Source organism: Quadrisphaera sp. GCM10027208 (assembly GCF_042658805.1).
Taxonomy (GTDB): domain Bacteria; phylum Actinomycetota; class Actinomycetes; order Actinomycetales; family SCSIO-59966; genus SCSIO-59966.
This window is the reverse complement of sequence record NZ_JBHSRC010000006.1, coordinates 140813-164818: the sequence shown is the minus strand read 5'-3', so window position 1 is coordinate 164818 and position 24006 is coordinate 140813. Positions and strand designations below refer to the sequence as shown.

The 24006-nt window shown below is 73.5% G+C and carries 21 protein-coding genes, 1 tRNA gene and 1 other RNA gene; 8 read left to right on the top strand and 15 right to left on the bottom strand.

Annotated elements, in window-relative coordinates:
• Positions 1–18: 18 nt before the first annotated feature.
• The 6 genes from ACFP6A_RS11425 to glnA all read right to left on the bottom strand — a co-directional run bounded on the left by ACFP6A_RS11425 (position 19) and on the right by glnA (position 7338).
• A complete protein-coding gene (locus tag ACFP6A_RS11425; protein WP_379603644.1) occupies positions 19–528 on the bottom strand; it encodes a DsrE/DsrF/DrsH-like family protein in 510 nt (169 codons plus the stop codon).
• A gap of 32 nt (positions 529–560) precedes the next feature.
• Complete coding sequence (locus tag ACFP6A_RS11420; RefSeq protein ID WP_379603643.1) at positions 561–875, bottom strand: TusE/DsrC/DsvC family sulfur relay protein; 315 nt, start codon at positions 873–875, stop codon at positions 561–563.
• A 3-nt stretch (positions 876–878) separates the two neighbouring features.
• Entirely contained in the window at positions 879–2123 is a 1245-nt protein-coding gene (locus tag ACFP6A_RS11415; protein WP_379603642.1) for an NAD(P)/FAD-dependent oxidoreductase, read from the bottom strand.
• Positions 2124–2249: 126 nt separating this feature from the next.
• Positions 2250–5258, bottom strand: a complete 3009-nt coding sequence (locus ACFP6A_RS11410; RefSeq protein ID WP_379603641.1) for a bifunctional [glutamine synthetase] adenylyltransferase/[glutamine synthetase]-adenylyl-L-tyrosine phosphorylase — start codon at positions 5256–5258, stop codon at positions 2250–2252.
• A gap of 20 nt (positions 5259–5278) precedes the next feature.
• On the bottom strand, positions 5279–5995 hold the full coding sequence (locus ACFP6A_RS11405; protein ID WP_379603640.1) for a type 1 glutamine amidotransferase: 717 nt from the start codon (positions 5993–5995) through the stop codon (positions 5279–5281).
• Positions 5992–7338, bottom strand: a complete 1347-nt coding sequence (gene glnA, locus ACFP6A_RS11400) for a type I glutamate--ammonia ligase (RefSeq protein ID WP_379603639.1) — start codon at positions 7336–7338, stop codon at positions 5992–5994. Before glnA ends, ACFP6A_RS11405 begins: the two co-directional genes overlap by 4 nt.
• Before the next feature lie 156 nt (positions 7339–7494).
• On the opposite strand from glnA, the gene ACFP6A_RS11395 reads away from it, so the two are divergent.
• Positions 7495–9228 carry an NAD+ synthase gene (locus tag ACFP6A_RS11395; RefSeq protein ID WP_379603638.1) on the top strand — a complete coding sequence of 578 codons (1734 nt, stop codon included), beginning with the start codon at positions 7495–7497 and terminating at the stop codon, positions 9226–9228.
• A 15-nt stretch (positions 9229–9243) separates the two neighbouring features.
• On the opposite strand, the gene ACFP6A_RS11390 is transcribed toward ACFP6A_RS11395, so the two are convergent.
• Positions 9244–9957, bottom strand: coding sequence for a helical backbone metal receptor (locus ACFP6A_RS11390; protein ID WP_379603637.1), 714 nt, complete (start codon positions 9955–9957; stop codon positions 9244–9246).
• A gap of 32 nt (positions 9958–9989) precedes the next feature.
• Between ACFP6A_RS11390 and ACFP6A_RS11385 the strand changes: the two genes are divergently transcribed.
• The 3 genes from ACFP6A_RS11385 to ACFP6A_RS11375 are packed head-to-tail and all read left to right on the top strand — an operon-like array spanning position 9990 to position 13223.
• Complete coding sequence (locus tag ACFP6A_RS11385; RefSeq protein WP_379603636.1) at positions 9990–10988, top strand: TIGR03557 family F420-dependent LLM class oxidoreductase; 999 nt, start codon at positions 9990–9992, stop codon at positions 10986–10988.
• 21 nt (positions 10989–11009) lie between these two features.
• Positions 11010–11633, top strand: coding sequence for a hypothetical protein (locus ACFP6A_RS11380; RefSeq protein WP_379603635.1), 624 nt, complete (start codon positions 11010–11012; stop codon positions 11631–11633).
• Positions 11634–11642: 9 nt separating this feature from the next.
• The gene (locus ACFP6A_RS11375; RefSeq protein ID WP_379603634.1) at positions 11643–13223 is read left to right on the top strand and encodes a phytoene desaturase family protein; all 1581 of its coding nucleotides are present in this window, start codon (positions 11643–11645) and stop codon (positions 13221–13223) included.
• Here ACFP6A_RS11375 and ACFP6A_RS11370 read toward each other — a convergent pair.
• A complete protein-coding gene (locus ACFP6A_RS11370; protein ID WP_379603633.1) occupies positions 13220–13582 on the bottom strand; it encodes an SRPBCC domain-containing protein in 363 nt (120 codons plus the stop codon). The genes ACFP6A_RS11375 and ACFP6A_RS11370 overlap by 4 nt on opposite strands.
• 212 nt (positions 13583–13794) lie before the next feature.
• Positions 13795–14052, bottom strand: a complete 258-nt coding sequence (locus ACFP6A_RS11365) for an SPOR domain-containing protein (RefSeq protein WP_379603632.1) — start codon at positions 14050–14052, stop codon at positions 13795–13797.
• 22 nt (positions 14053–14074) lie between these two features.
• On the opposite strand from ACFP6A_RS11365, the gene map reads away from it, so the two are divergent.
• Together map and ppgK are read left to right on the top strand one after the other, a co-directional pair.
• Positions 14075–14956: a type I methionyl aminopeptidase gene (gene map / locus ACFP6A_RS11360; RefSeq protein ID WP_379603631.1), complete on the top strand. Its 882-nt coding sequence runs from the start codon at positions 14075–14077 to the stop codon at positions 14954–14956.
• A 50-nt stretch (positions 14957–15006) separates the two neighbouring features.
• Positions 15007–15792 (top strand): polyphosphate--glucose phosphotransferase, encoded by a 786-nt coding sequence (ppgK, locus tag ACFP6A_RS11355; RefSeq protein WP_379603630.1) that lies wholly within the window; start codon positions 15007–15009, stop codon positions 15790–15792.
• Between the two features lie 1168 nt (positions 15793–16960).
• Here the strand turns inward: ppgK and rnpB are convergent.
• Together rnpB and ACFP6A_RS11345 are read right to left on the bottom strand one after the other, a co-directional pair.
• An RNA gene (rnpB, locus tag ACFP6A_RS11350) (RNase P RNA component class A) lies at positions 16961–17350 on the bottom strand.
• Positions 17351–17666: 316 nt separating this feature from the next.
• Entirely contained in the window at positions 17667–19118 is a 1452-nt protein-coding gene (locus ACFP6A_RS11345) for an RNB domain-containing ribonuclease (RefSeq protein WP_379603629.1), read from the bottom strand.
• Between the two features lie 51 nt (positions 19119–19169).
• Between ACFP6A_RS11345 and ACFP6A_RS11340 the strand changes: the two genes are divergently transcribed.
• Positions 19170–19919 carry a YaaA family protein gene (locus tag ACFP6A_RS11340; protein ID WP_379603628.1) on the top strand — a complete coding sequence of 250 codons (750 nt, stop codon included), beginning with the start codon at positions 19170–19172 and terminating at the stop codon, positions 19917–19919.
• 81 nt (positions 19920–20000) lie between these two features.
• Positions 20001–21026, top strand: coding sequence for a DUF2157 domain-containing protein (locus ACFP6A_RS11335; protein ID WP_379603627.1), 1026 nt, complete (start codon positions 20001–20003; stop codon positions 21024–21026).
• Between the two features lie 28 nt (positions 21027–21054).
• On the opposite strand, the gene ACFP6A_RS11330 is transcribed toward ACFP6A_RS11335, so the two are convergent.
• The 4 genes from ACFP6A_RS11330 to ACFP6A_RS11315 form a co-directional block, all read right to left on the bottom strand.
• Positions 21055–21528, bottom strand: a complete 474-nt coding sequence (locus ACFP6A_RS11330; RefSeq protein ID WP_379603626.1) for a reverse transcriptase-like protein — start codon at positions 21526–21528, stop codon at positions 21055–21057.
• Complete coding sequence (locus ACFP6A_RS11325; protein WP_379603625.1) at positions 21525–22268, bottom strand: zinc ribbon domain-containing protein; 744 nt, start codon at positions 22266–22268, stop codon at positions 21525–21527. The genes ACFP6A_RS11330 and ACFP6A_RS11325 overlap by 4 nt, the downstream gene beginning before the upstream one ends.
• Positions 22265–23467 (bottom strand): Nif3-like dinuclear metal center hexameric protein, encoded by a 1203-nt coding sequence (locus tag ACFP6A_RS11320; RefSeq protein WP_379603624.1) that lies wholly within the window; start codon positions 23465–23467, stop codon positions 22265–22267. Before ACFP6A_RS11320 ends, ACFP6A_RS11325 begins: the two co-directional genes overlap by 4 nt.
• A gap of 26 nt (positions 23468–23493) precedes the next feature.
• Positions 23494–23566: transfer RNA gene (locus ACFP6A_RS11315), tRNA-Val, on the bottom strand.
• Positions 23567–24006: the final 440 nt, after the last annotated feature.

The following is a 24006-nucleotide window of genomic DNA, read 5'->3' as shown; positions in this document are numbered from 1 at the left end:
GTCAGACCAACAGCAGCGTCAGATGAACAGCAGCTGGGCGCCGTCCGTCATCTCGATGAAGTCCGAGGCCGAGATGATCCCGTCGACCCCTTCGTAGAGGTCCTCCTCGGTGATGTGGTTCATGTCCGCGCTCATCCGGCAGGCCCACAACCGGGCGCCGGAGTCCTTGACGAGCTCGAGGAAGTCCGGCACCTCGGGAACGCCGACCTCGGCGATGGAGCGCTTGAGCCGGGAAGTGGCCAGCGCGGTCATCCCGGGAAGCCCACCCAGGCCCTGGGGCATGTGGGTGGCGGTGTTGCCGAGCATCGTGAACTTCAGGTCGTGCATCGTCTTCTTGGTGATGAGGTCGAAGCCCCAGAAGGTGAAGAAGAGGTCGACCCCGATGCCCTCGCCCAGCGCAGCGTTGCCCAGGACGAGCCCCGGGTAGGCCATGTCGAGGGTGCCCTTGGAGATGATGATGGCGAGCTTGCGGTCGGTCTCCTCGTCGTCGAACGACGGGACGACCGGCTCGGCCTGAGTACTGGTCATGTCACGAGTCCTCTCGAGGTGGTGGTGACGGCTCAGACGCAGCCGTGCGGCTTGGGCAGCCCGGCGATGTAGGACATCTTCTTCGCCGGCTTCTTCGGGAACAGCTGGAACAGCTGCTTGGTGGGGAACCCGCCGACGGTCTGCACCCGGCGGATGGTCGCGGTCTCCCCCGTCTGCTCGTAGTCGGCCCGAAGGAACTCGATGACCTTCATGTGCTCGTCGGTGAGCTCGATGCCGATGTTCTCGGCGAGGGTGCGGGCGAGCTCAGGCGTCCACTCCTGCGGGGAGGTGAGGAAACCCTCCTCGTCGACGTGGACCTCGTGGCCGGCAATCGTGGTGACAGGCATGGTTCAGGACTCCTGACTCTCGATGATCTTGCCTGACATGGACATGAGGGTGGGTACCGGCATGCGGTGACCGGGCAGCAGCAGGTTCCAGTACATGTGCCGGAAGGCGAGCTTGCCCATGTGGTTGATCCGGCTCTCCTCGAGCAGGCGCATCGGACCCACCTTCGGCAGCGGGAACGTCCCGCGCAGCGGCTCGGTGTCGTAGTTGAAGTCGATGAGCAGCGCCTTGCCGTCTCCGGACTCGATGAAGCAGTTGGCGTGCCCGTCGAAGCGGTGCGTCATCGGCCGGCCGGCGATGTGCTGGAGGAAGTTCTCCTCGAACACCTCGACGGCGAAGTGCGCCACCGCACCCGCCTTGGAGGCGGGGATGTTCGACGCGTCACCGATGGCGAACACGTTGTCGTGATCGGTCGACAGCAGGGTGTGCTTGTCGACGGGGACGTAGTTGAACTCGTCGCCCATACCGGAGCGGGCGATGTAGTCGGCGCCCATGTTGAGCGGCACGGTGACGAGCAGGTCGAACGGGACCTCGCGCTCGTCGAAGGACACGATGGTCTTGTTCTCGGCGTCGACGCTCTCGATCATGAAGTCGCTCTCGAGCAGGATCTTCTTGTCCTCCAGGAGGTGACCCAGGGCCTCGCTGGCGACCGGCTTGGTGAACGCGCCGGGCAGCGGGGTGGCGTAGACGAGCTCCACCTGGTCGCGGATCCCCCGCTCGCGCAGGTACGCCTCGGCCAGGAAGACGAACTCCAGTGGCGCCACCGGGCACTTGATCGGCATCTCGGTGACGTGGACGACGAGCCGGCCGCTGGTGAAGTCCCGCAGCGCTTCGCGCAGGGCCATCGCACCGTCGAAGCTGTAGAAGTCGTGCACGCTGCGGTGCCACTGCCCGCCGTCGAGCATGCCGGGGGTCTGGTCCGGGCGCGGCGCCGTGCCGGTGGCGATGACGAGGTAGTCGTACGGCAGCCGGCGGCCGTCGGCCAGGACGACGACGTTCTCCTCCGGCAGCACGCGGTCGATCTCACCGTGGACGAAGTCGACGCCCTTGGGGATGAACTTGCGGGTGGGCTTGAGCACCTGCTCGGGCTCGTAGGTGCCGAACGGCAGGAACAGGTAGCCCGGCTGGTAGTAGTGCACCTCGCTCTGCTCGACGACGGTGATGCTCCACTGCTCGTCGAGCCGCTTGCGGAGCTTGTTCACGACCATGGTGCCGGCGGTACCGGCCCCCAGGACGACCAGACGCTTCATCACGACCTCCTTGGCTACCGAACGTAGGCCGTGATACCGCCGGGGGTACCTGCCGGAAGTCCCGACCTCGATGGACCGAGGGCCCGGTGCCCGACGAGCCGGGGCAGTCAGCCGTGGCCGGGGCAGTCAGCCGTAGAAGACCCGCTCCATCACCGCCCGCGCCCGTCGGGCCCGGCGCAGGTGGTCCTCCTCGAGGTCGGCCGCCGCGCCGGGGGGGTAGCCGAGCAGTCGGGCGACCCCCTCGAGGTCGCGCCGCGACTCCGGGAGCACGTCGGTCGGCCGCCCTCGCCACAGGGCGGCGGCGTTGCGGATCCGGGACGCCGACCGCCAGGCCTCCGTGAGCACCGCGGCGTCGTCCGGGTCGAGCAGGGCCGCGGCCGAGGCGGCGGCGAGGGCAGCGGTCGTCGACGGCGTCCGCAGGGCAGGCACGGCGGCGGCGTGCCGGAGCTGGAGCAGCTGGGCCACCCACTCGACGTCCGCCAGACCACCGGGGCCGAGCTTCAGGTGCCGGCGCGGGTCCCGCCCACGGGGGATCCGCTCCCGCTCCACCCTGGCCTTGACCCGGCGGATCTCCCGGACCGCTGCGGCGTCCAGGCCGCCGACGGGGTAGCGCAGCGGGTCGACGAGCTCCGTGAACGCCCCGGCCAGCGCCTCGTCCCCGGCCACCGGCACGGCGCGCAGCAGAGCCTGCCGCTCCCACGGCTGGGCCCACCGCCGGTAGTACTCGGCGTAGGAGTCCAGTGTCCGGGCGACCGGTCCGTTACGGCCCTCCGGCCGCAGGCCGGTGTCGATCCCGACCGGCAGGTCCGGCCCGGCGGCGGTCAGCAGCCGCTGCAGCTCGGTCACCGTCGCGACCGCCGCCTCCTGAGCCAGCGCCTCCGGCGCACCGGGCAGCGGCCGGTGCACGACGACGACGTCGGCGTCGCTGCCGTACCCGAGCTCACCGCCGCCGAGCCGACCCATCCCGACGACGCTCACCGAGGTCGGCAACGGCCCAGCGGTGCGTTCCTCCACGACGCGGACGGCGGCCCGCAGCCCGACGTCGAGCGCGACGACGGTGGCGTCGGTGAGCGCTTCGGCCACGGCGTCGTCGTCCAGCAGGCCGACGACGTCGGCGATCGCCGTCCGGAGCACCTCCCGGGTCCGGATGCCGCGGGCGACGGCGACCGCTGCGCCCGGGTCCTGCTGGCGGTCGGCGGCGGTGCGGGCCTCGGTGAGCAGGGCCTCCCGCCCTGGCGGACGCAGCGACTCGTCCGAGCCGAGCCATCGGGTCGCCTCGGCCTCCTTCTCGAGCAGCTCGGCGACGAGCCGGCTGCCCGACAGGACGTGCGCCAGCCGCTCGGCCGCGGCACCGGAGTCGCGGAGCATCTTGAGGTACCAGTGCGTCGTGCCGAGCTCGTCGCTGACCCGGCGGAAGGCGAGCAGTCCGGCGTCCGGGTCGGCTCCGTCGGCGAACCAGCCGAGCAGCACGGGCAGCAGCTGACGCTGGATGGCGGCCCGGCGGCTGACACCCTCGGTCAACGCCGTGAGGTGGTGCAGCGCGCCGGCCGGGTCGACGTAGCCCAGAGCCTGCAGCCGGGAGCGGGCCGCCTCCGGGGTGAGCCGTACCTCGTCGGTCGACAGCCGGGCCGCGGCCGCCAGCAGCGGACGGTAGAACAGCCGCTCGTGCAGCCGGCGTACCTCTCGACGCGTCTGCTGCCACTGCCGCTCCAGGGTGTCGGCGTCCCGCAGACCACAGGCCCGGGCGAGGCGGCGCAGCTCCTCCCGCCCGGTCGGCAGCAGGTGCGTCCGGCGCAGCCGGTGCAGCTGCAGCCGGTGCTCGAGCACCCGCAGCCAGCGGTAGGCCAGGTCCAGGTCCGCGGCGTCGTCCCGACCGACGTAGCCGGTGCGGGACAGCGCCTCCAGCGCCTCGAGCGTGTTCCCGCTGCGCAGCCGGTCGTCGGTGCGCCCGTGCACCAGCTGGAGCAGCTGGACGGTGAACTCGACGTCGCGCAGCCCGCCCGCACCGAGCTTGAGCTGGCGGTCGGCCTGCTGGGACGGGACGTGCTCCTCCACCCGCCGGCGCATGGCCTGGACGTCGGCGACGAACCCGTCCCGTTCGGCGGCCCGCCACACCATCGGCGTGATCGCCTCGACGTAGGCGCGACCGAGGTCGGCGTCCCCGGCCACCGGCCGGGCCTTGAGCAGCGCCTGGAACTCCCACGTCCGGGCCCAGCGCTCGTAGTAGGCGACGTGACTGGCTAGCGTCCGGACCAGCGGGCCGTTGCGGCCCTCCGGACGCAGTGCGGCGTCCACCGGCCACAGTGCCCCCTCTCCGGTGGGGCCGGAGCAGGCTCGCGCCATCCCGGTGGCCAGCCGGGCGGCGACCTCCAGGGCACGCTCCTCCTCGACACCGTCGGCCGGCTCGGCGACGTAGACCACGTCGACGTCGCTGACGTAGTTGAGCTCCCGTCCGCCGGTCTTGCCCATCGCCACGACGGCGAGCCGGGCGTCGCGGGCGTCCTCACCCAGCTCGGCGCGGGCGAGGGCCAGACCCGCCTCCAGGGCCGCGGCGGCGAGGTCGGCCAGGGCGGCGGCGACGTCGTCCACGACGGCCACCGGGTCGGCGGCGGTGAGGTCGCGTCCGGCCAGGGCGAGCAGCCGGCGCCGGTAGGCCGTCCGCATCAGGTCGTAGCCGGGCTGTCCGGCCGCCGCCGCCACCGGCTCGGCGGCCTGCGGGTCGGCGCCGACGGCGAGGAGCAGGTCAGTCCGCGGGTCTGCGGGTGTGGCGGTGTCGTCCTCGAGCACGCGCCAGTGCTCCGGGTGCCGGCTCAGGTGGTCGGCCAGAGCGGCGGAAGCCCCCAGCACCGCGAGCAGCCGGTCGCGGACGGCCCCGCCGTCGCGCAGCACCCGGGCCAGGTCGCGGTCCTGCCCGCAGGCCTCGAGCAGGCGCAGGAGGCCGAGCAGGGCCAGCTCGGGGTCCGCGGTCGCGCCCAGCGCGGTGAGCAGCTCCTCGTCGGCCTCGCCGCTGCTGGGGTCCAGGAGCGGTCGCAGGACCGGGTCAGCGAGCAGCCGCCCAGCCCGCTCGGCGTCGGTGAAGCCGAGCCGGGCCAGCCGTCCGGTCCGGCTGCGCGGGCGTCCGGTGGCTGCGCTCACCCGGCCACCGTAACCAGGGGTCAGGCTGCGGCTCGTTCGGCCACGACCCGGGCGAAGGCCTGGCCGTGGGCGGCGGCGAGGGCCGCCAGCCGCTCGTCGGCCGCCTCCGCCTCGGCGAGGACCTCGTGGACCGTCCTGCCGCGCAGGGCGAGGACGTCCTGCTGGTCCCTCAGCCAGTCGGCGAGGACCTCCAGCGTGACCTCAGGGTGGTACTGCACGCCCCAGGCCGCCCTACCGAGCCGGAACGCCTGGTGCGGGTAGGCCGCCGAGCCGGCGAGCAGCACCGCGCCGCCCGGCAGCGCGGTGACGGCGTCCCGGTGGGACTGCGCCGCCAGCCAGCTGGGGCCGAGACCGCCGACCAGCGCGTCGTCCGCGGCGTCCGGGGTAGCGGTGACCTCCACGACCCCGGTCTCCGACCCGGCCGCCCCGCGGCGGACGGACCCGCCGGTGGCCAGGGCGAGCAGCTGGGCGCCGAGGCACACGCCGAGGACCGGGACGTCGTCCGCCACCGCGCGGGCCAGCAGGTCCCGGGTGGCGGGCAGCCACGGCGCCACGTCGTCCTCCCACGCGGCCACCCGACCCCCGAGCACGACCAGGCCGTCGTGGTCGGTGAGCCGGTCCGGCAGCGGGTCGCCGCGGTCGGGCCGGACGACGTCGACGTCCACCCCGTGGAGGTCAAGCCGGCCGAGCGGCACCCGGTCCTCGTGCTGGACGACGAGGACGCGCCGGCTGCTCACAGCACCGGCAGGTAGCGCCGCAGCTCGTACGGCGTCACCTGGTGGCGGTAGTCGGCCCACTCCTGGCGCTTGTTGCGCAGGAAGAAGTCGAAGACGCCTTCACCGAGCGTCTCGGCGACGAGCTCGGACTCCTCCATGATCGCGATGGCGTGGTCGAGGCTGGCCGGCAGCGGCGCGATGCCCAGGGCACGGCGCTCGGCGTCGGTCAGCGCCCACACGTCGTCCTCGGCGCCCTCGGGCAGGTCGTACCCCTGCTCGATGCCGCGCAGCCCGGCGGCGAGCAGGACGGCGTAGGCGAGGTAGGGGTTCGCCGCCGCGTCGAGCGCCCGGTACTCCACCCGCACGGAGTTCGCCTTGCCGGGCTTGTACATCGGCACCCGGATGAGCGCGGAGCGGTTGTTGTGCCCCCAGCAGACGTAGGACGGCGCCTCCCCGCCGCCCCACAATCGCTTGTAGGAGTTGACGAACTGGTTCGTCACCGCGGTGATCTCGGGTGCGTGCCGGAGCAGGCCGGCGATGAACTGCCGACCGGTACGGCTCAGCTGGTAGCGGGCTCCGGCCTCGTAGAAGGCGTTCGTGTCCCCCTCGAACAGGGACAGGTGGGTGTGCATGCCGCTGCCGGGGTGCTCGACGAGGGGCTTCGGCATGAAGGACGCGAGCACGCCCTCCTGCAGCGCCACCTCCTTGATCACCGTGCGGAAGGTCATGATGTTGTCGGCGGTGGACAGGGCGTCGGCGTAGCGCAGGTCGATCTCGTTCTGCCCCGGTCCGCCCTCGTGGTGGCTGAACTCCACGGAGATGCCCATCGCCTCCAGCATCGTGATCGCCGCCCGGCGGAAGTCGTGGGCGGTGCCCCGCGGCACGTGGTCGAAGTAGCCGCCGGAGTCCACCGGCACCGGCTCCGTCCCGGGCACCGGGTCCCCCTTGAACAGGTAGAACTCGACCTCGGGGTGGGTGTAGAAGGTGAACCCCATCCCGGCGGCCTTCTCCAGGGTGCGCCGCAGCACGAACCGCGGGTCGGCGTGGGCCGGCTCGCCGTCCGGGGTGAGCACGTCGCAGAACATCCGGGCCGTGCCGTGCTGACCGTCGTCCGACACCCGCCACGGCAGCACCTGGTACGTCGACGGGTCGGGGCGGACGAGCATGTCCGCCTCGTGCACCCGGGCGAGGCCCTCGATGGCGCTGCCGTCGAAGCCGATGCCCTCGGCGAACGCGCCCTCGAGCTCGGCCGGCGCCACCGCCACCGACTTGAGGAAGCCCAGGACGTCGGTGAACCACAGCCGGACGAACCGGATGTCCCGTTCCTCGATCGACCGGAGCACGAACTCCTGCTGCCTGTCCATGACCGCATCCTGCTACGCCCGTGTTTCCCCCCGGTTACCACCACCCCCTCCTCGTCGGCGATCTCTGGAGGCCTTCCGGGGTCTCGTGGCCGGTCGAGACCCCGGAAGGCCTCCAGAGATCGGGCGAGGCCGCGGGGGCCTCACTACTCTCGCGTCATGCCGCAGCTACGCATCGCCCTCGGCCAGGTGAACCCGTGCGTCGGCGACCTGGCCGGCAACGCCGCCCTGGTCCGGGACTGGGTCGGCCAGGCCGCTGCCGCCGGCGCGCACCTCGTGGCGTTCCCGGAGATGGTGCTCACCGGCTACCCGGTCGAGGACCTGGCGCTGCGCACGTCGTTCGTCGAGGCGTCCCGGCACACGCTGAACCGGTTGGCCGCCGACCTGGTCGCCGACGGCCACGGCGACCTGCCCGTCGTCGTCGGCTACCTCGACCGCGCGGTCGACGCGCCGGACGCCCAGGCCGGCAAGCCGCAGAACTGCGCCGCGGTGCTGCACGGAGGCCAGGTCGTGGCCCGCTACGCCAAGCACCACCTGCCGAACTACGGCGTCTTCGACGAGTTCCGCATCTTCACGCCCGGCCACGAGCTCACCGTCGTGCGGGTACGCGGCGTGGACGTCGCCATCGCCATCTGCGAGGACATCTGGCAGCAGGGCGGCCCCGTCGCCATGACCAGGGACGCCGGCGCCGAGCTGCTCCTGGTGATCAACGGCTCCCCCTACGAGCGGGACAAGGACGACGTCCGGCTGGAGCTCGTCCGGCGGCACGCGGCCCAGGCCGGGTGCACGCTCGCCTACGTCAACATGGTCGGCGGCCAGGACGACCTGGTCTTCGACGGCGACTCCCTCGTCGTCGACCCCGCCGGCGAGCTCATCGCCCGCGGACCGCAGTTCGCCGAGGACCTGCTCGTCGCCGACCTCGACCTGCGCTACTCGACCGTCGACCCGCAGACGCCGCCGCCCGGGGTGAGGCTGGTCGAGATCAGCACCGAGCCGGCCGAGCCGTACCAGCCGCAGCAGAACCCGTGCGCCGAGCGCCTCGACGACGTCGGCGAGGTGTACGAGGCCCTCGTGACGGGGCTGCGGGACTACGTGCGCAAGAACGGCTTCCGCTCCGTGGCTCTGGGCCTGTCCGGCGGCATCGACTCGGCGCTGGTGGCCGCGGTCGCCGTCGACGCGCTCGGAGCCGAGAACGTCGTCGGCGTCTCGCTGCCCAGCTCGTACTCCTCCCAGCACTCCCGGGACGACGCGGACGACCTGGCCAGCCGCACCGGGCTGGACTACCGCGTCGTGCCGATCGCCCCGATGGTCGAGGGCTTCCTGGCGAGCATGAAGCTGCCGGGGGTCGCGGAGGAGAACCTCCAGGCCCGGGTGCGCGGCGTCGTCCTCATGGGCCTGTCGAACGTCGAAGGCCACCTCGTGCTGGCCACCGGTAACAAGAGCGAGCTGTCCGTCGGCTACTCGACCATGTACGGCGACACCGTCGGCGGGTTCGCCCCGCTCAAGGACGTACCGAAGACGCTGGTCTGGCAGCTGGCGCGCTGGCGCAACGCCCGCGCCGAACAGCGCGGTGAGACCCCGCCGATCCCGGAGTCGTCCATCAGGAAGGCCCCGTCGGCCGAGCTGCGCCCCGGTCAGCAGGACTCGGACTCCCTGCCGCCGTACGACGTCCTGGACGCGATGCTGGAGCTGTACGTCACCGAGGCGCGCAGCCGCGGTGAGCTGATCGAGGCCGGCTTCGACGCCGACACGGTGGACGCGGTGGTCACGCTCGTGGACCGCGCCGAGTGGAAGCGGCGCCAGTTCGCCCCCGGTCCCAAGATCAGCCGGATCGCGTTCGGACGGGACCGCCGCCTGCCGGTGACCAGCCGATGGCGGGAGAACCAGCCCTGACGTCGACCACCCGCGTCAGGCAAGGGCGGCACGCAGCTGAGCGGTCAGCACCCCCGGCGCCTGGACCATCGACGGTCCGTACCAGGTGAGCATTCGGCCGTCGACGAACGCGACCGGCAGGCCGGAGAACACCTCCGGACCGTCGTCCGGACCGAAGGGGTACGGCTCGTCGGGCAGGACGACGAGGTCGACCGGCCCCACGGCGTCCGGGGAGAACCTCGGGTAGCGCTCCGGCGACGAGGCGAGCACGTTGTCCACGCCCAGCCGGGCCAGCACGTCACCGGCGAACGTGTCCCGCCCCAGGGCCATCCACGGCCGGCGCCAGACCGGGACGACGGCACGCAGTCGGCGGGGCGCGACGGGCTCGACGTCCTGCCAGGCCCGGGCCGCGGCGTCCAGCCACGCCGGTCGCCCGGCGCCGCACCGCACGAGCACCTCGGCCAGCGACTCCAGCGCGCCGTCCACCGTCCGGATGTCGGTGACGTGCACGGTCAGGCCCTCGTCCCGCAGCGCGTCCAGGTCCGCCGGCCGGTTCTCCTCGGCGTTGGCGAGCACCAGGTCGGGCTCGAGCGCGACGATCGCCGACACGTCAGGGTTCTTGGTTCCCCGGACCCGGACGACGTCCAGGTCCGGCGGATGGGTGCACCAGTCCGTGGCCCCCACCAGCAGCCCGGGGGCGCTGACGGCGACGGACTCGGTGAGCGACGGCACCAGGGAGACCACGCGCACGCTGAGATGCTGTCACGTACTAGCGTCGAGCCATGAGCCTGACCGTCGGGTACGCCGCCATGCTCGAGCAGTTCGGCCCCCGCGAGGCGGTCGACTACACGGCGCTGGCCGAGCAGCACGGGTTCTCCGGCTGCATGGCCGCGGACCACTTCCAGCCGTGGGTCCCGCAGCAGGGGCAGGCGGCGTTCGTCTGGAACGTGCTGACAGCCGTCGGCGAGCGCACCACCGGCGACCTCGGACCGGGAGTCACCTGCCCGTCGTTCCGGTTTCACCCGGCGGTGGTCGCCCAGGCCTCCGCCACCCTCGAAGCGATGTACCCGGGGCGGCACTGGTTGGGGCTCGGCTCCGGTGAGGCGCTCAACGAGCACGTCACAGGCGGGTACTGGCCGGAGGCGCCGGAGCGCATCAACCGGATGTTCGAGGCGATCGAGGTCATCCGCAAGCTGTTCGACGGCTCCCTCAAGGGCAAGGACGTCAAGCACCGCGGGGAGTTCTTCACCCTCGAGTCGACGCGACTGTGGACGATGCCCGAGACCGCGCCGCCGATCCTCGTCGCGACGGCGGGGCCGGTGACGGCCAAGCGTGCCGGCCGGCACGCCGACGGCCTGATCACCGTCGGCGCGCCGCTGGAGAAGATCGGCGGGCTGTTCGACCGGTTCGCCGAGGGCGCCCGCGAGGCCGGCAAGGACCCCGACACGATGCCGCGCGTCCTGCAGCTGCACCTGTCGTGGGCCGCCACCGACGAGGAGGCCCTGCAGAACGCGTTGACCGAGTGGCCCAACGGGGGCATGAAGTTCCCCAAGGCCGACATCCGCTCCCCGCACGACTTCGCCCAGATGGCCCGACTGGTCCGGCCGGAGGACTTCGAGGGCCGGATGGTGATCTCCTCCGACCCCGACGTGCACCGGGCCCACATCCAGCGGTACGTCGACCTCGGCTTCGACCGGATCTACCTGCACAACGTCGGACGCAACCAGCGGGAGTGGCTCGAGGTCTTCGGCCGCGAGGTGCTGCCGCGGCTGAGCCGCTGACGGTCGAGGACGCACCCCGCCGTGGACCGCTCCCGCACCGACCTGCTCGCCGAGCTGCTGGCCGGCACTCCCCTGGTCGAGGACGCCCGCCGGCTCGGCGCGGCGCTGCGCCGGCCATCGCCCGCGGCAGGGGGGCTGCTGCTCGTCGGCACCCCCGAGCACGAGCCGTGGCACCTGACCGCGCACCTCGACGAGGAAGCCCGCTACGCCGCTCTGCCCGACCTCAGCCCGACCCTGGTCCGCTGGCGGGTACCCGCCGGGGCCCCGGCCCACCTGGCGGTGGACCTGAGCCGGCTCGAGGCGGTCCGGCGCGGGGAGAGGCTCCTCGTCGTCGCCCCGGACGAGGCACCGGTACCCCTGCTGGAACGCGCGGACGACGCGCGCCGGCGCGGGGCCCTGCTCGTCTGTCTGGACCGCGGGGACGACGAGCTCGGTGCCCTGGCGGCCGAGCGGATGGTCGTCCCGGCGGCGTCGAGCCCGCTGCTGGCGGCGGGGCTGACCGCCGACGTGCCACCGGTGTTCGACGTCGCCCAGCACCTGCTGTCCGCGGCGGCCGGTGACGCCCCGACCGTGCGTCGCGGCTGGCGCACCCGCCTCGAGGCGCTGCTGGAGAAGGTGTCGGGCCCGGCACCGCCCCGGCACTAGCCTGCGGCGATGGACCGCAGCACAAGGGCCCGCTCCCGTTACGACGCCGTCGTCGTGGGCGCCGGCCACAACGGACTCACGGCGGCCGCCTACCTGGCTCGGGCAGGACGCAGCGTGCTGGTCCTCGAGCGGCTCGACCACGTCGGCGGGGCGGCCGTCTCCGCCGCTGTCTTCCCCGGGTTGGACGCACGACTGTCGCGGTACTCCTACTTGGTGTCGCTGCTGCCCCGCCGGCTGGTCGACGAGCTCGGACTGGGACTGCGCCTGGTGCGGCGCCGCTGGTCCTCCTACACCCCCGTCCGCGGTACCGGCACGGGCCTGCTCGTCGACACCCACGACGTCCAGCGCACCCGCGCGTCCTTCGAGACCGTCACCGGCGGCACCGCTGACCATGACGCCTGGCAGGAGCTCTACGGCCGGATCGGCCGGGCCGCCCGACGCATCTGGCCGACCGTGACCGAGCCGCTCGTCAGCGCCGAGGAGATGCGCCGGCGCGTGGACGACGACGAGATGTGGGCAGCCCTCACCGAGCGGCCGGTCGGCGACGTCGTCACGGAGCGGATCGCCCACGACGTCGTGCGCGGCGTCGTCCTCACCGACGCGCTCATCGGCACGTTCGCCAGCGCGCACAGCTCCTCGCTCGTGCAGAACCGCTGCTTCCTCTACCACGTCATGGGCAACGGGACCGGCGACTGGGACGTGCCGGTCGGCGGCATGGGCGCGGTGAGCGGTGCGCTGGCGGACGCCGCCCGGTCGGCCGGGGCGGTGCTGCACACCGGTGCGGAGGTCATCGGCGTCGACCCCGCGGGCGAGGTGACGTGGCGGGACGCCGACGGAGAGCACGCGGTGGACGCCGACTACGTGCTCGCGGGTTGTGCCCCAGCGACCCTGCAGCGTCTTCTCGGCCCGCACGGCGCGCCGCCGCCACTCGCCCCGGAGGGCGCCCAGCTCAAGGTCAACATGCTGCTGCGTCGCCTGCCGAGGCCGCTCGAGGACGTCGAGCCGGCCGCGGCGTTCAGCGGCACCTTCCACGTCAACGAGTCCGCCTCCCAGCTCGAGAGGGCCTACGAGCAGGCCGGGAGCGGTCAGGTCCCGACCACTCCCCCGGCGGAGATCTACTGCCACTCACTGTCGGACGACAGCATCCTGGGGCCGGGTCTGCGAGCCGCCGGGGCGCACACCCTGACCCTGTTCGGGCTGCACATGCCCGCCCGGCTGTTCCGGGAGGACCCGGACGGCGCCCGCGAGGCGGCCCTGCGGGCCACCCTGGCCTCCCTCGACAGCGTGCTGGCCGAGCCGGTCGAGGAGCTGCTGCTCACCGACGCCGAGGGCCGTCCCTGCCTGGAGGTGCGCAGCCCGGTCGACCTCGAGCGGGACGTCGGCCTGCCCGGCGGCCACATCTTCCACGGCGACCTGGCGTGGCCGTGGGCGGAGAGCCCCGAGGAGGTCGGTCGCTGGGGGGTGGAGACCGAGCACGAGCGGGTGCTGCTCTGCGGCGCTGGCGCCCGGCGCGGCGGCGGGGTCAGCGGGATCCCGGGGCGGGCCGCCGCGATGGCGGTCCTGGGCCGCACCGGTGAGCCGACGGCCTAGCCGACGACGCCCTTGAGCCGCTCCAGTGCGACCTCCCAGTGCCGGCGCAGCATCTCCGGGTCGTCCCCGTCGTGCAGCCGCTCGTGGACGACGTCCAGCCGGGTGCCCTCACCCTCGGCGGACAGGTGCACGTCCACCAGGCTCGGCGGGTCGTCCTCGGTGAAGTGCCACGAGAAGCGCAGCTGCTCGAGCGGGTGGTAGCTGCGGACCACGCCATGCGTACCGTCCTCGGCACGCCAGGGCTCGCCCTTGCTGCCGAGGCTCGCGCCACGACCGAGCAGGGCCTGGGTGCCCGGCTCGGTGATGAGGACCTCCCAGACGTGCTCGACCGGCGTCGGCACCGCGCGCGAGACGCGCACGGTCCGAGGCGATGCGTCGCTGCCGAGCTCCTCTGAGGCGGACTGGGTGGGACTGCTCACGGGCACCTCCGGGTACGAGGCGTCCGGCCCGCTCCGCAGGTCGGGCGGTCGGACGCCGCCTGACTCCCTGTCCCCACCTAGCAGACCAGCGAACCGGCACCGGGACAAGGGGACCTCGGGCCCTGGTGGCTCACTCGCGCCTCACGCGCACCTCACTCGGGGTTGCGCGGGCCCTGCTCGCCCCACTCCTCCCACCGGCGCTCCTCCTCGTCCCACTGCTCGGTACGCGCCCGGGCGGTCTCCAGCGCCCGCTCGGCCTCCTCCCGCGTCGGGTACGGGCCCATCAGCACGGACCAGTCGCTCTGGCGACCCTCCTCGACCTGCTTGGTCTCGACGTTGAACCAGTACTCGGGCACCTGCTCCTCCTCGTCGTCCGTCGTCGTCCGTCGTCCGTCGTCCGGGCCGATCATGACGCCGACCTACACTGGCTGCATGCCCACACCCGCCCCGGCGCGCACGCTGACACCTGGCACCGTCGGCCCCCGCCGCGCCGTCCCGGAGAGCCTGCCGCGCCCGGAGTACGTGGACAGGCCTGCACCGGCGCCCTACACCGGTCCGGAGGTGAAGAGCCCCGAGGTGATCGAGCGGATGCGGGTCGCCGGCCGGCTCGCCGCGCAGGCGCTCGCCGAGGTCGGCCGCGCCGTCGCCCCCGGGGTCACCACCGACGAGCTCGACCGGATCGGCCACGAGTTCCTCCTCGACCACGGCGCCTACCCCTCCACCCTGGGGTACCGCCGCTTCCCGAAGTCGTTGTGCACCAGCGTCAACGAGGTGATCTGCCACGGCATCCCCGACTCGACCGTGCTGTCCGAGGGCGACATCTGCAACATCGACATCACCGCCTACGTCGTCCTGGACGGCATCGGCGTCCACGGGGACACCAACGCCACCTTCGAGGTCGGCGAGGTGGACGAGGAGGTGCACCTGCTCGTCGAACGGACCAGGGAGGCGACCGAGCGCGGCATCCGTGCCGTACGGCCCGGACGTGAGCTCAACGTGATCGGCCGCGTCATCGAGGCCTACGCCCGGCGGTTCGGGTACGGCGTCGTCCGGGACTTCACCGGTCACGGGATCGGCACGTCCTTCCACTCCGGCCTGATCGTCCCCCACTACGACGCCGCCCCGCACTACGCCGACGTCATCGAGCCCGGGATGACGTTCACCATCGAGCCGATGCTCTGCCTCGGCACCCACGAGTGGGAGATGTGGGACGACGGCTGGACCGTCGTGACCAGGGACCGCCGGCCCTCGGCGCAGTTCGAGCACACGCTGCTCGTCACCGACAGCGGCGCCGAGATCCTCACCCTGCCGTGAGCGCCGCGCACCACTAGCGTGCTCACTCCCAGCGTGGAGGAGGTCCGGACGTGAGCAGAGGCGCACACACCGACGCGGCGCGCGCGATCGGGGTGGACATCGGCGGCTCGGGCATCAAGGGAGCACTGGTCGACCTGACGGCCGGTGACTTCGCCGGTGAGCGGGTGCGGATCGAGACCCCCCGACCCAGCACCCCGGACGCCGTCGCCGAGGTCGTCGCGGACGTCGTGTCGGCGGTCGGCGGGGACGACGACCACGGTCTGGCGGTGGGCGTCACGTTCCCCGCCGTGGTCCAGCACGGGGTGGCCCGCACCGCGGCGAACGTCGACGACACCTGGATCGGCACCGACGTCGCCGAGGTGCTCGGCCGCGCGACCGGTCACCCGGTGCACGTGCTCAACGACGCCGACGCCGCGGGCGTCGCCGAGGCCCGGTTCGGCGCGGCGGCCGACACCGACGGCGTCGTCCTGGTGACGACGCTCGGCACCGGCATCGGCAGTGCCCTGCTCGTCGACGGCCACCTCGTGCCGAACACCGAGCTCGGGCACCTCGAGATCGACGGACACGACGCGGAGACGCGGGCGGCGGACTCCGCCCGTGAGCGCGAGGACCTCTCGTGGGAGCAGTGGGCGAAGCGGCTGCAGCGGTTCTACTCGGTGCTCGAGGACCTGCTGTGGCCGGACCTCATCGTCGTCGGCGGCGGAGTCAGCAAGAAGCACGAGAAGTTCCTGCCGCTGCTCGACCTACGGACGCCGATCGTGCCGGCTGAGCTACGCAACCGTGCGGGGATCATCGGGGCGGCTGTCGTCGCGGCGGAGCTTCGCACCCCGGCCTGAGGACGCCTCACCGGGACGCCGACGCGTCACCGGGACGTCGTCGCGGACGGGCCTGGCGGCGAACCCGTGGGCACCGGAGACTGCACGGTCGTCGGCGGCGGGGACGTCGTCGGTGGCTGCCACGTCGCGGACTCCGCCGTCGGGAAGCTCGTCGTGGTCGACGGCGTGGGCTGACCCGTTGTGGCGGAGTCGGCGGGATCCGGAGAGCCCGTGGGCGTGGGCGTCGAGGGGGTCCACGTGGCCGGGTCGGACGTCGTCGGGTCGGACGTCGTCGGAACCGGCGTCGTGGGGTCGGACGTCGTCGGAACCGGCGTCGTAGGAACCGGCGTCGTAGGAACCGGCGTCGTCGGGACCGGCGTCGTCGGGACCGGCGACGCGAAGCCGCCCGTCGTCGACTCGGTTGCCGTCGGCGTCCGGGTTGATGTGCTCGGCAGCAGCGGACCTGAGGCCTCGGTCGCCGCGGGTGTGGCGGCGGACGTCGACGGGGCCGGCGTCGGCGGTCCTCCCAGTGGCTGCGACGTGCGGATCTCGGTCTCCGGGGCCGGACCGGCGGAGGACCCGCTGGCCGTGGAGGGCCAGGGCTCGGGGGCTGCCGGGGAGGGGTCGCCGAGAGGAGGCGTAGCCGGCGCCTCCGACCTCGTCGTCCGTGCGTCCGCCGGCTCGGGAGAGGAGCCGGGCAGCGGGCCGGACGGGACGACGACCGAGCGGCCTCCCGTCGTGGAGACGCGCTCCGCGACGGTACTCATCGCGGACCCGGCGAGGACGACTGCCGTAAGGACGGCCACAGCCTCCGCCAGCCGCGCGAAGGACACCTCGACCACCCCCCCTCACCCATCAGCGAGCGTCCGACCTGGGACGACGGTACTGCCTCCCGGGGGCGGAGGCGGGTCAGCGGGAGGTCAGACGGGCTCCTTTCCGCTGGGGCCCTTCGTCGCCAGGTCCTCCAGCCGGGACTCGTGCCGGGCTTCGCGCCGGGCACACTGACCGACGTGCGGTGCACGCGATCGCGTCACCCCGTCTACACCATTTGGTCCTTCCGGGCCGGTGCCGGCGCGGTCAGGATGGGCGCTGGCCCGAGCTGCGTCGCTCGGACGGCCAGGGGGCCAGGCCCCGGTCCGGCACCGTAGGGGGACCCGCCGGACCGGGGCCTCCTGGTGCGCGGCGGGGGCGGACGAGCCGGCCTGTACGCCGGGTTCTGTCCCCGTCCCGGTCATCCCGGGACGGGCGGCGACCATCCATCTCGGGCGTACGTTGCCGCACGCCTCCAGCGGTCTACCCGGGGACTCGGGCGGGCAGCCCTCGAGCGTCCCCTGTCTGACCTTGCTCCAGGTGGGGTTTACCGAGCCACCCCCGTCACCGGGGGTGCTGGTGGTCTCTTACACCACCGTTTCACCCTTACCCCGTCACCGACCGGTGGCCGGTGACGTGGCGGTCTGCTTTCTGTGGCACTGTCCCGCGGGTCACCCCGGGTGGGCGTTACCCACCACCTTGCCCTGCGGAGCCCGGACGTTCCTCGGCGGCACCCGACGGGCACCGACGCGGCCGCCCAGCCGACTCGTCCGCCCTCAGATCCTAACGCCTCGGTGATCAGTCAGAGTCCCTCGTCGTGATCACGCAATCCCGCCACCCACCCGGCCCACCGGCCGGGCTCGCAGAATGCTGGGTTGGCGGCGCAACACGCCGGTCAAGCCGCGCTGAGCGCAGCATTCTGTGGTGGCGGCACCCGACCCGCCGTGGGCTGACACGGCACGGCGACCAGGACCCCGCTTCGTCCCTCGAGGAGGCGCGAGCGGCCATGAGACATACATGCAGTCCCCCTACCCCCGCGAGGTGGCGGGATTGCATGATCACCGATGGGGTTGGTCGCGGGGTGGTCACAGGGAGAAGCGGACGGTCCGGGCGGCGACGTCCGCGCTGTCGAGGCGCACGGTCACCTCGGCCCCCAGCTCGAGGTCCCCGTCGCAGCGCGCGAGCACCGGCGGGTCCGCGAGCTGGATCTCCCCACCACCACGGCTGTCGACGTCGACGACGACCGCCTCGAAGGTCTCCCCCACGCGACCAGCGAGCACGGCCGCCTCGGCGGCGTCGACGGCTCCGCGGTCCAGCGCGTTGGCGACCCGGTCGGACTCCGCCATCCGCGCCGGCAGCTCGGGCAGCGCGGCGCGCGCCCAGTCCGGCACCGGCGCCCCGGTGAGCAGGGCGTGGCAGACGGTGAGGGTGAACCGGTCGACGAGCCGGCGCAGCGGAGCGGTGACGTGGGCGTACGGAGCGGCAACGGCCGCCTGCCCGCGCTGCTCCGGCGGCGCCCCGTCGAACGGCGTGTAACCGGCGCCGCGGAACAGCACGACGGACTCGTGCAGCAGCGCCAGCTGCCGGGGATCCTGCGGGTCGAGCGAGTTCAGCATCTCGCCGAACGGTGTCTCCTCCGGCCAGGTGACGCCGAGCGCCCGGCCCTGTCGGCGGAACCGCGCGAGCGTGCGCTCGTCCGGCGCCGGCATGGTGCGCAGCAGACCGATCCCACCGTCCAGCATGATCTCGGCCGCCGCCATCCCGGTCATCAGGGAGACCTGCGCGTTCCAGTCCTCCACCGGCAGCGGCGGCCGGAACCGCAGCCGGCAGCCGTCCGGTCCGCAGACGACCTCCTGGTCGGGGATCGCCAGGGTGGCGCCACCTCGCTCGCGCTCCAGCCCTGCGCGCAACCGACCGACCTCGGCGAGCAGGTCCACTCCGGACGGCGCGCGGCCGGCGTCCAGGTCGGCCTGCACCTGCTCGTAGGTCAGCTGGGCGCGGCTGCGGACCACCGCCCGGACCAGGTCGACGTCCATGGTCCGCCCGCCCGCGTCGAGGTCGAGGACCCAGACGAGTGCGGGCCGGTCCTTGCCGGGCAGGAGGCTCGCGGCGTCCTCGCTGACGACCTCGGGGTGCAAGGGCACGCGCCGATCCGGCGCGTACATCGTCTGCCCGCGGCGGCGCGCCTCGAGGTCGAACGCGGAGCCGGGCGGCACGAAGGCCGGCACGTCGGCGATGGCGTACCGGAGGCGGTACCCGGTGCCGCGACGTTCCAGGTGCAGGGCCTGGTCCAGGTCGGTGGCGCCGGGCGGGTCGATCGTCACCAGCTCGAGGTCTCGCCAGTCCGTGTCCGGCAGGTCCGGCGATCCCGCTGTGCGCTCTGCCTCGGCCAGCACCTCTGGTGGGAAGGCCTCGACGATTCCCAGCTCGCGCCGCAGCTGCTCCAGGCTGGCGGCGAGTCCGACGTCCGGCGGCAGGAGGTGGCCGTCCGGAGCAGCCGTCACCCCACGACGCACCGTCACCTTGCTCCAGTACATGCGCGCCACCCTAGGGACGGCGCCGTTGCACCGCCTTCTACGCTCTGCCGCGTGCTCGTGCTGCTCCCGCCGTCCGAGAGCAAGGCTGCCGGACGGCGCGGGGCCGCCGTCCGGGTCGAGGACCTGTCCTTCCCTGAGCTGACCGAGGCCCGGCTCGAGGTGCTGACGGCACTGGAGCAGGTCAGTGGGCGGGACGACGCCCTGGCGGTTCTCGGAGCGGGCCCGTCGCTGGCGGCGGAGGTGGCCCGGAACACGGCCCTGCGCTCCGCGCCGGCCCTGCCGGTGGCGGAGCTCTACACCGGGGTGCTGTTCGACGCGCTGGCCCTGCGGGACCTGCCGGAGCGGGCTCGGCGCCGAGCCCGGTCCCGGCTGGTCGTCGTCAGCGCGCTGTGGGGGGCGCTGCGGCCCGGGGACCGGGTCCCGGCCTACCGGCTGGCCATGGGCACCGACCTGCCGGGGATCGGCGGGCTGGCCGGCTACTGGCGCCCGAGGCTGGCGGCCCCGTTGGACGCGTACTCGGCCGGACGGCTCGTCGTCGACTGCCGGTCGAGCGACTACGCGGCGGCGTGGCGGCCGGCCGGTGGAGCGGTGGCGGTCCGGGTGCTCCGCGAGCGTGACGGCCGGCGCAGCGTCGTCTCGCACATGGCCAAACGCACCCGGGGACTGGTGGCGCGGCACCTGCTGTCCCGCGAGGGCCGCGAGCCGTGCACCGTCGGTGAGCTTGTCGACGCCGTCAGCGAGGTGCTCACCTGCGAGCCCGCCGAGGACGGCACCCGCTTGGACGTCGTCGTCCCCGGCTGACGGGGCCGGGCCGCGCACGAGCCGGGCGGGCGGCGTCCTCGGGGGCTGGAGCCGCAGCCCTGCACACGGCACGATGACCCCGTGACCACCGAGGAGGCGGACGAGCCGCTGCCGCGACGGCTGGGACGCTGGGTGGACAACGGCCTGCTGACCGCTGAGCAGGCCGGGCAGATCGAGGCGTACGAGGCAACTCGCGGCGGCGCCGCAGAGGTCGCCGCACGCGACGCGACCGCTACCGGCGCAGCGGACACTCCGGCACCGCCGGACCCGCCGGGGTCGCGGCCGCCGAGTCTCGTCGTCGAGGCCCTCGGCTACCTCGGTGGAGTGCTCGTGCTGGTGGCCGGGCTGCTCCTGGGAGCCCAGCTGTGGGAGGAGATCCCGGACGCCGGCCGCGCCGTGCTGCTGGCCGGGGTGGCAGTGCTGCTGCTCGTCGGCGGAGGCACCGTGCCGGTCCGCCTGGGCGACGCCGGACGGCGGCTGCGCTCGGTGCTGTGGACCCTCGCCGTCGTGGCGGCCGGCGGGACTCTCGGCGTCCTCGGCTCCGAGGTGCTCGACCTGGACGGCGACCTCGTGGCACTGCTCGTGTTCGGTGGCACGGCGGCGCTCGCCGCGCTGCTGTGGTGGGGGGAACGCACCTCCCTCCTGCAGACGGTGCTGCTGGGCACGCTGGTCGGCACGGTCGTCGCTCTCGTCGTCCTCGCGGAGCCGCGCCAGCCGACGGTGCTGTTTGTCGCCGTGTACGTCCTCGGTCTGGCCTGGGCCACCGCCGGCCACCTGGAGCGGGTGGCCCCGGGACGCACCGCCCGGGTGCTCGGGGCGGTGACGATGCTGCTCGCCGTCCAGCCCGTGCTGGACGCCACGTGGGGGCTCCTGCTCGGCCTCGCGACGGTCGCCGCGCTGGTGGCCTACGCGATCCGGGCAGGTGCTCTCGCCCTGCTCGTCGCCGGTGCCGTCGGCATGCTCACCGTCGTCCCGCGCGCCGTCGAGGTGTGGTTCCCCGGACGGCTCAGCGTGCCAGCCGTTCTGCTCGTCCTGGGCGCGCTGCTCGTCGCGGCAGCGGTGGGAACGGCCCGCCGCCGCGCCGGCCGAGGTGGCGGGATTGCATGATCACGAAGAAGGTGGGGGTTGCGGCTGATCACCAGCGAGGGTGCGGGACGTCGTCACCGCGGCGGGTCTCCCGGGTCCACCGCTCGCCGCGCGCCGCGGCGTCCATCGCCGCGTTGGCCAACCGGTCCGCGGCGGTGTTCCGCTCCCGCGGCACCCACGTGTACGTCACCTGACCGGCCGGCAGCACCTGCGCCGCCTCGCGCGCGAGGCGACGCATCTCCTCGTGCTTGACCTTCCACCGGCCGGACATCTGCTCGACCACCAGCTTGGAGTCCATCCTGACCTCCACCGTGGCGGCGGGGTCGATGGCGGCGACGGCGCGCAGCCCGGCGACGAGACCGGAGTACTCGGCCACGTTGTTCGTCGCCGTGCCGATGGCGGCGGCGACCTCGTCGAGGACCTCGCCGGTCTCGGCGTCCCGGACGACGGCACCGAACCCGGCCGGTCCAGGGTTGCCGCGGGAGCCGCCGTCGGCCTCGACGACAAGCCGGCGCCCGGTCACGACGCCGACTCGGGGACCCGGACGAGGATCCGCCGGCACTCCTCGCAGCGGACGACCTCGTCGGCCGGGGCGGTACGAATCCGCTCCAGGTCGGTCGGGTTGAGCTCCAGCCGGCAGCCCTCACAGCGCCGGCCCCGCAACGCGGCCGCACCGAGCCCGCTCTGCTGCTCACGGATGCGCTCGTAGAGGGCGACGAGTCCTGCGTCGAGTCCGGCGACCGCCTGCTCCCGCTGAGCGGTGACCGCGGCCACCTCGCTATCGATCTCAGCGAGCTCAGCGTCCCGACGGGCGACGAGCCGCTCGGCCTGCACCGCCAGGTCGGCCTGCTCGGTCTCGAGAGCCTGCTGGGCGGCGGCAGCCTGCTCGGCACGTTCCATGATCGCCAGCTGCACGTCCTCGAGCTCGGCCTGACGCCGTCCGAGGGACTCCAGCTCGTGCTGCAGGCCCTGGAGGTCCTTGGCGCTGCCGTGCCCGGACTCCAGGTGCTGGCGGTCACGGACCGCCCGCTGCCGGACCTGCTCGACGTCGCTCTCCGCCTTGGCCAGCTCCCGGGCGACGTCCGAGGCGATCGTCCGTGCCGCGACGAGCTGGTCGTCGACCTGTGCCCGCCGCGCCTCCAGCGCCTCCAGCTCGGCGTGCACCGGCAGTGTGCGGCGGCGGTGCGCCAGCTGGGCGAGCCGGGTGTCGAGGGCCTGGACGTCGAGCAGCCGGCGCTGGTCCTGCGCCGGGGCAGTGGTCATCGGACAAGTCCTCCCGAGCTCGGCACGCGGAACGTCCACGGGTCGGTGCGCCGTTCGCTGACCCGCGTCTCCACCGTAGTGCCGGTGGCCGCGAGCTCCGCGGCCAGCCGCTCGGCCGCCCCGTGCAGCCAGGGCCACTCACTGGCCCAGTGCGACACGTCGATGAGCGCCGGCGCGCCACCCGCTGCCGTCTCCCGCGCCTCGGACGCCGGGTGGTGCCGCAGGTCCGCGGTGACGTAGGCGTCGGCGCCGCTGGCCCGGACGGCGTCGAACAGGCTGTCCCCGGACCCGCCGCAGACCGCGACCCGGCGCACGACGTCATCGGGGTGACCAGCGACCCGCACCCCCTGGGCCGTGTGCGGCAGCGCTGCGGCCACGACGTCGGCCAGCTCGGCCAGTCGCAACGGCCGGCGCAGCTGCCCCACCCGCCCGATGCCCTGCGGGGAGGACCAGGCCGCGAGCTCGAGCAGGTCGAACGCCGGCTCCTCGTAGGGGTGCGCGCCGCGAAGCGCGGCAACGACGGCGTCGCGACGGTGCCGCGGCAGCACCATCTCCACGCGGGTCTCCTCGACCCTCTCCACCCGGCCCACCTCGCCGACCGCCGGCGACGCACCCTCCCCGGGCAGGAAGGTGCCGGTGCCGGTCGTCGTCCAGGCGCAGCGGCGGTAGTCCCCGATCTCGCCGGCCCCAGCCGCGGCGAGCGCGTCGACGAGAGTCTCGGCGTCCGGGGTGGGGACGAACACGACCACCTTGTCCAGCGGGTCCACCGGCCGCGCGGACAGCGGGTGAAGATCCTCCAGGCCGAGTACCCGGGCGAGGGCGTCCGAGACGCCGGGGCGTGCGCTGTCGGCGTTCGTGTGGGCGACGAACAACGCGGACCCGCCGCGGACGAGGTCGTGCACGACTCGCCCCTTGGCCGTCGTGGCAGCCACGGAGTGCACCGGTCGCAGCAGCAGCGGGTGGTGGGTGACCACCAGCTCAGCGCCCCACTCCAGCGCCTCCTGGACGACCTCGGCGACCGGGTCGACGGCGAGCAGCACCTTGCGGACGGTGGCGGCTGGGTCACCGCAGACCAGCCCGACGGCGTCCCAGGGCTCGGCCTGACCGGGCGGGTAGAGACGGTCGAGGACGGCGACGACGTCCCCGAGCGTGGGATGGTCGGTGGAACGGGCACTGGGAGGGGAGGCGGCCGGGGTCACGGACGCCGAGGCTACCCCGCAGCGAGTGGGCCCGGCCGGGTTCGAACCGACGACACCCGCGGTGTAAACGCGGTGCTCTACCAGCTGAGCTACAGGCCCCGAGCCGTGGCAGGGTACCCGGGACCGACTGCTGTGGGCCACGGCCGCCGAAGTCTCGGGCCAACGGCGGCCGTGGCTGGTGACAGCAAACCGCACCCGCCGGTTCGAACGGAAGTCAGGCCGGTCCGGTGTCTCACTGTGCGGGCACCCCCACCCCTCGGTGATCATGCAATCCCGCCACCCCGCGCCCCCCTCGGTGATCATGCAATCCCGCCACCCCCTCACCCCCCTCGGTGATCATGCAATCCCGCCACCCTGAGCTCCGGGCTGAGGGGCGGACTGCATCAAACCGGCATGTCCCTGGCGCAGTTGCACCGATGAATGACACGACGCCGCCCACCACCCTCGCAGACCGCCCCTGGCGACGGGTCTAGCCACAAAATGCTGGATTCCGCACGTCCTTGCCGGCGTGTCGCGCCCCCAACCCAGCATTCTGCGAG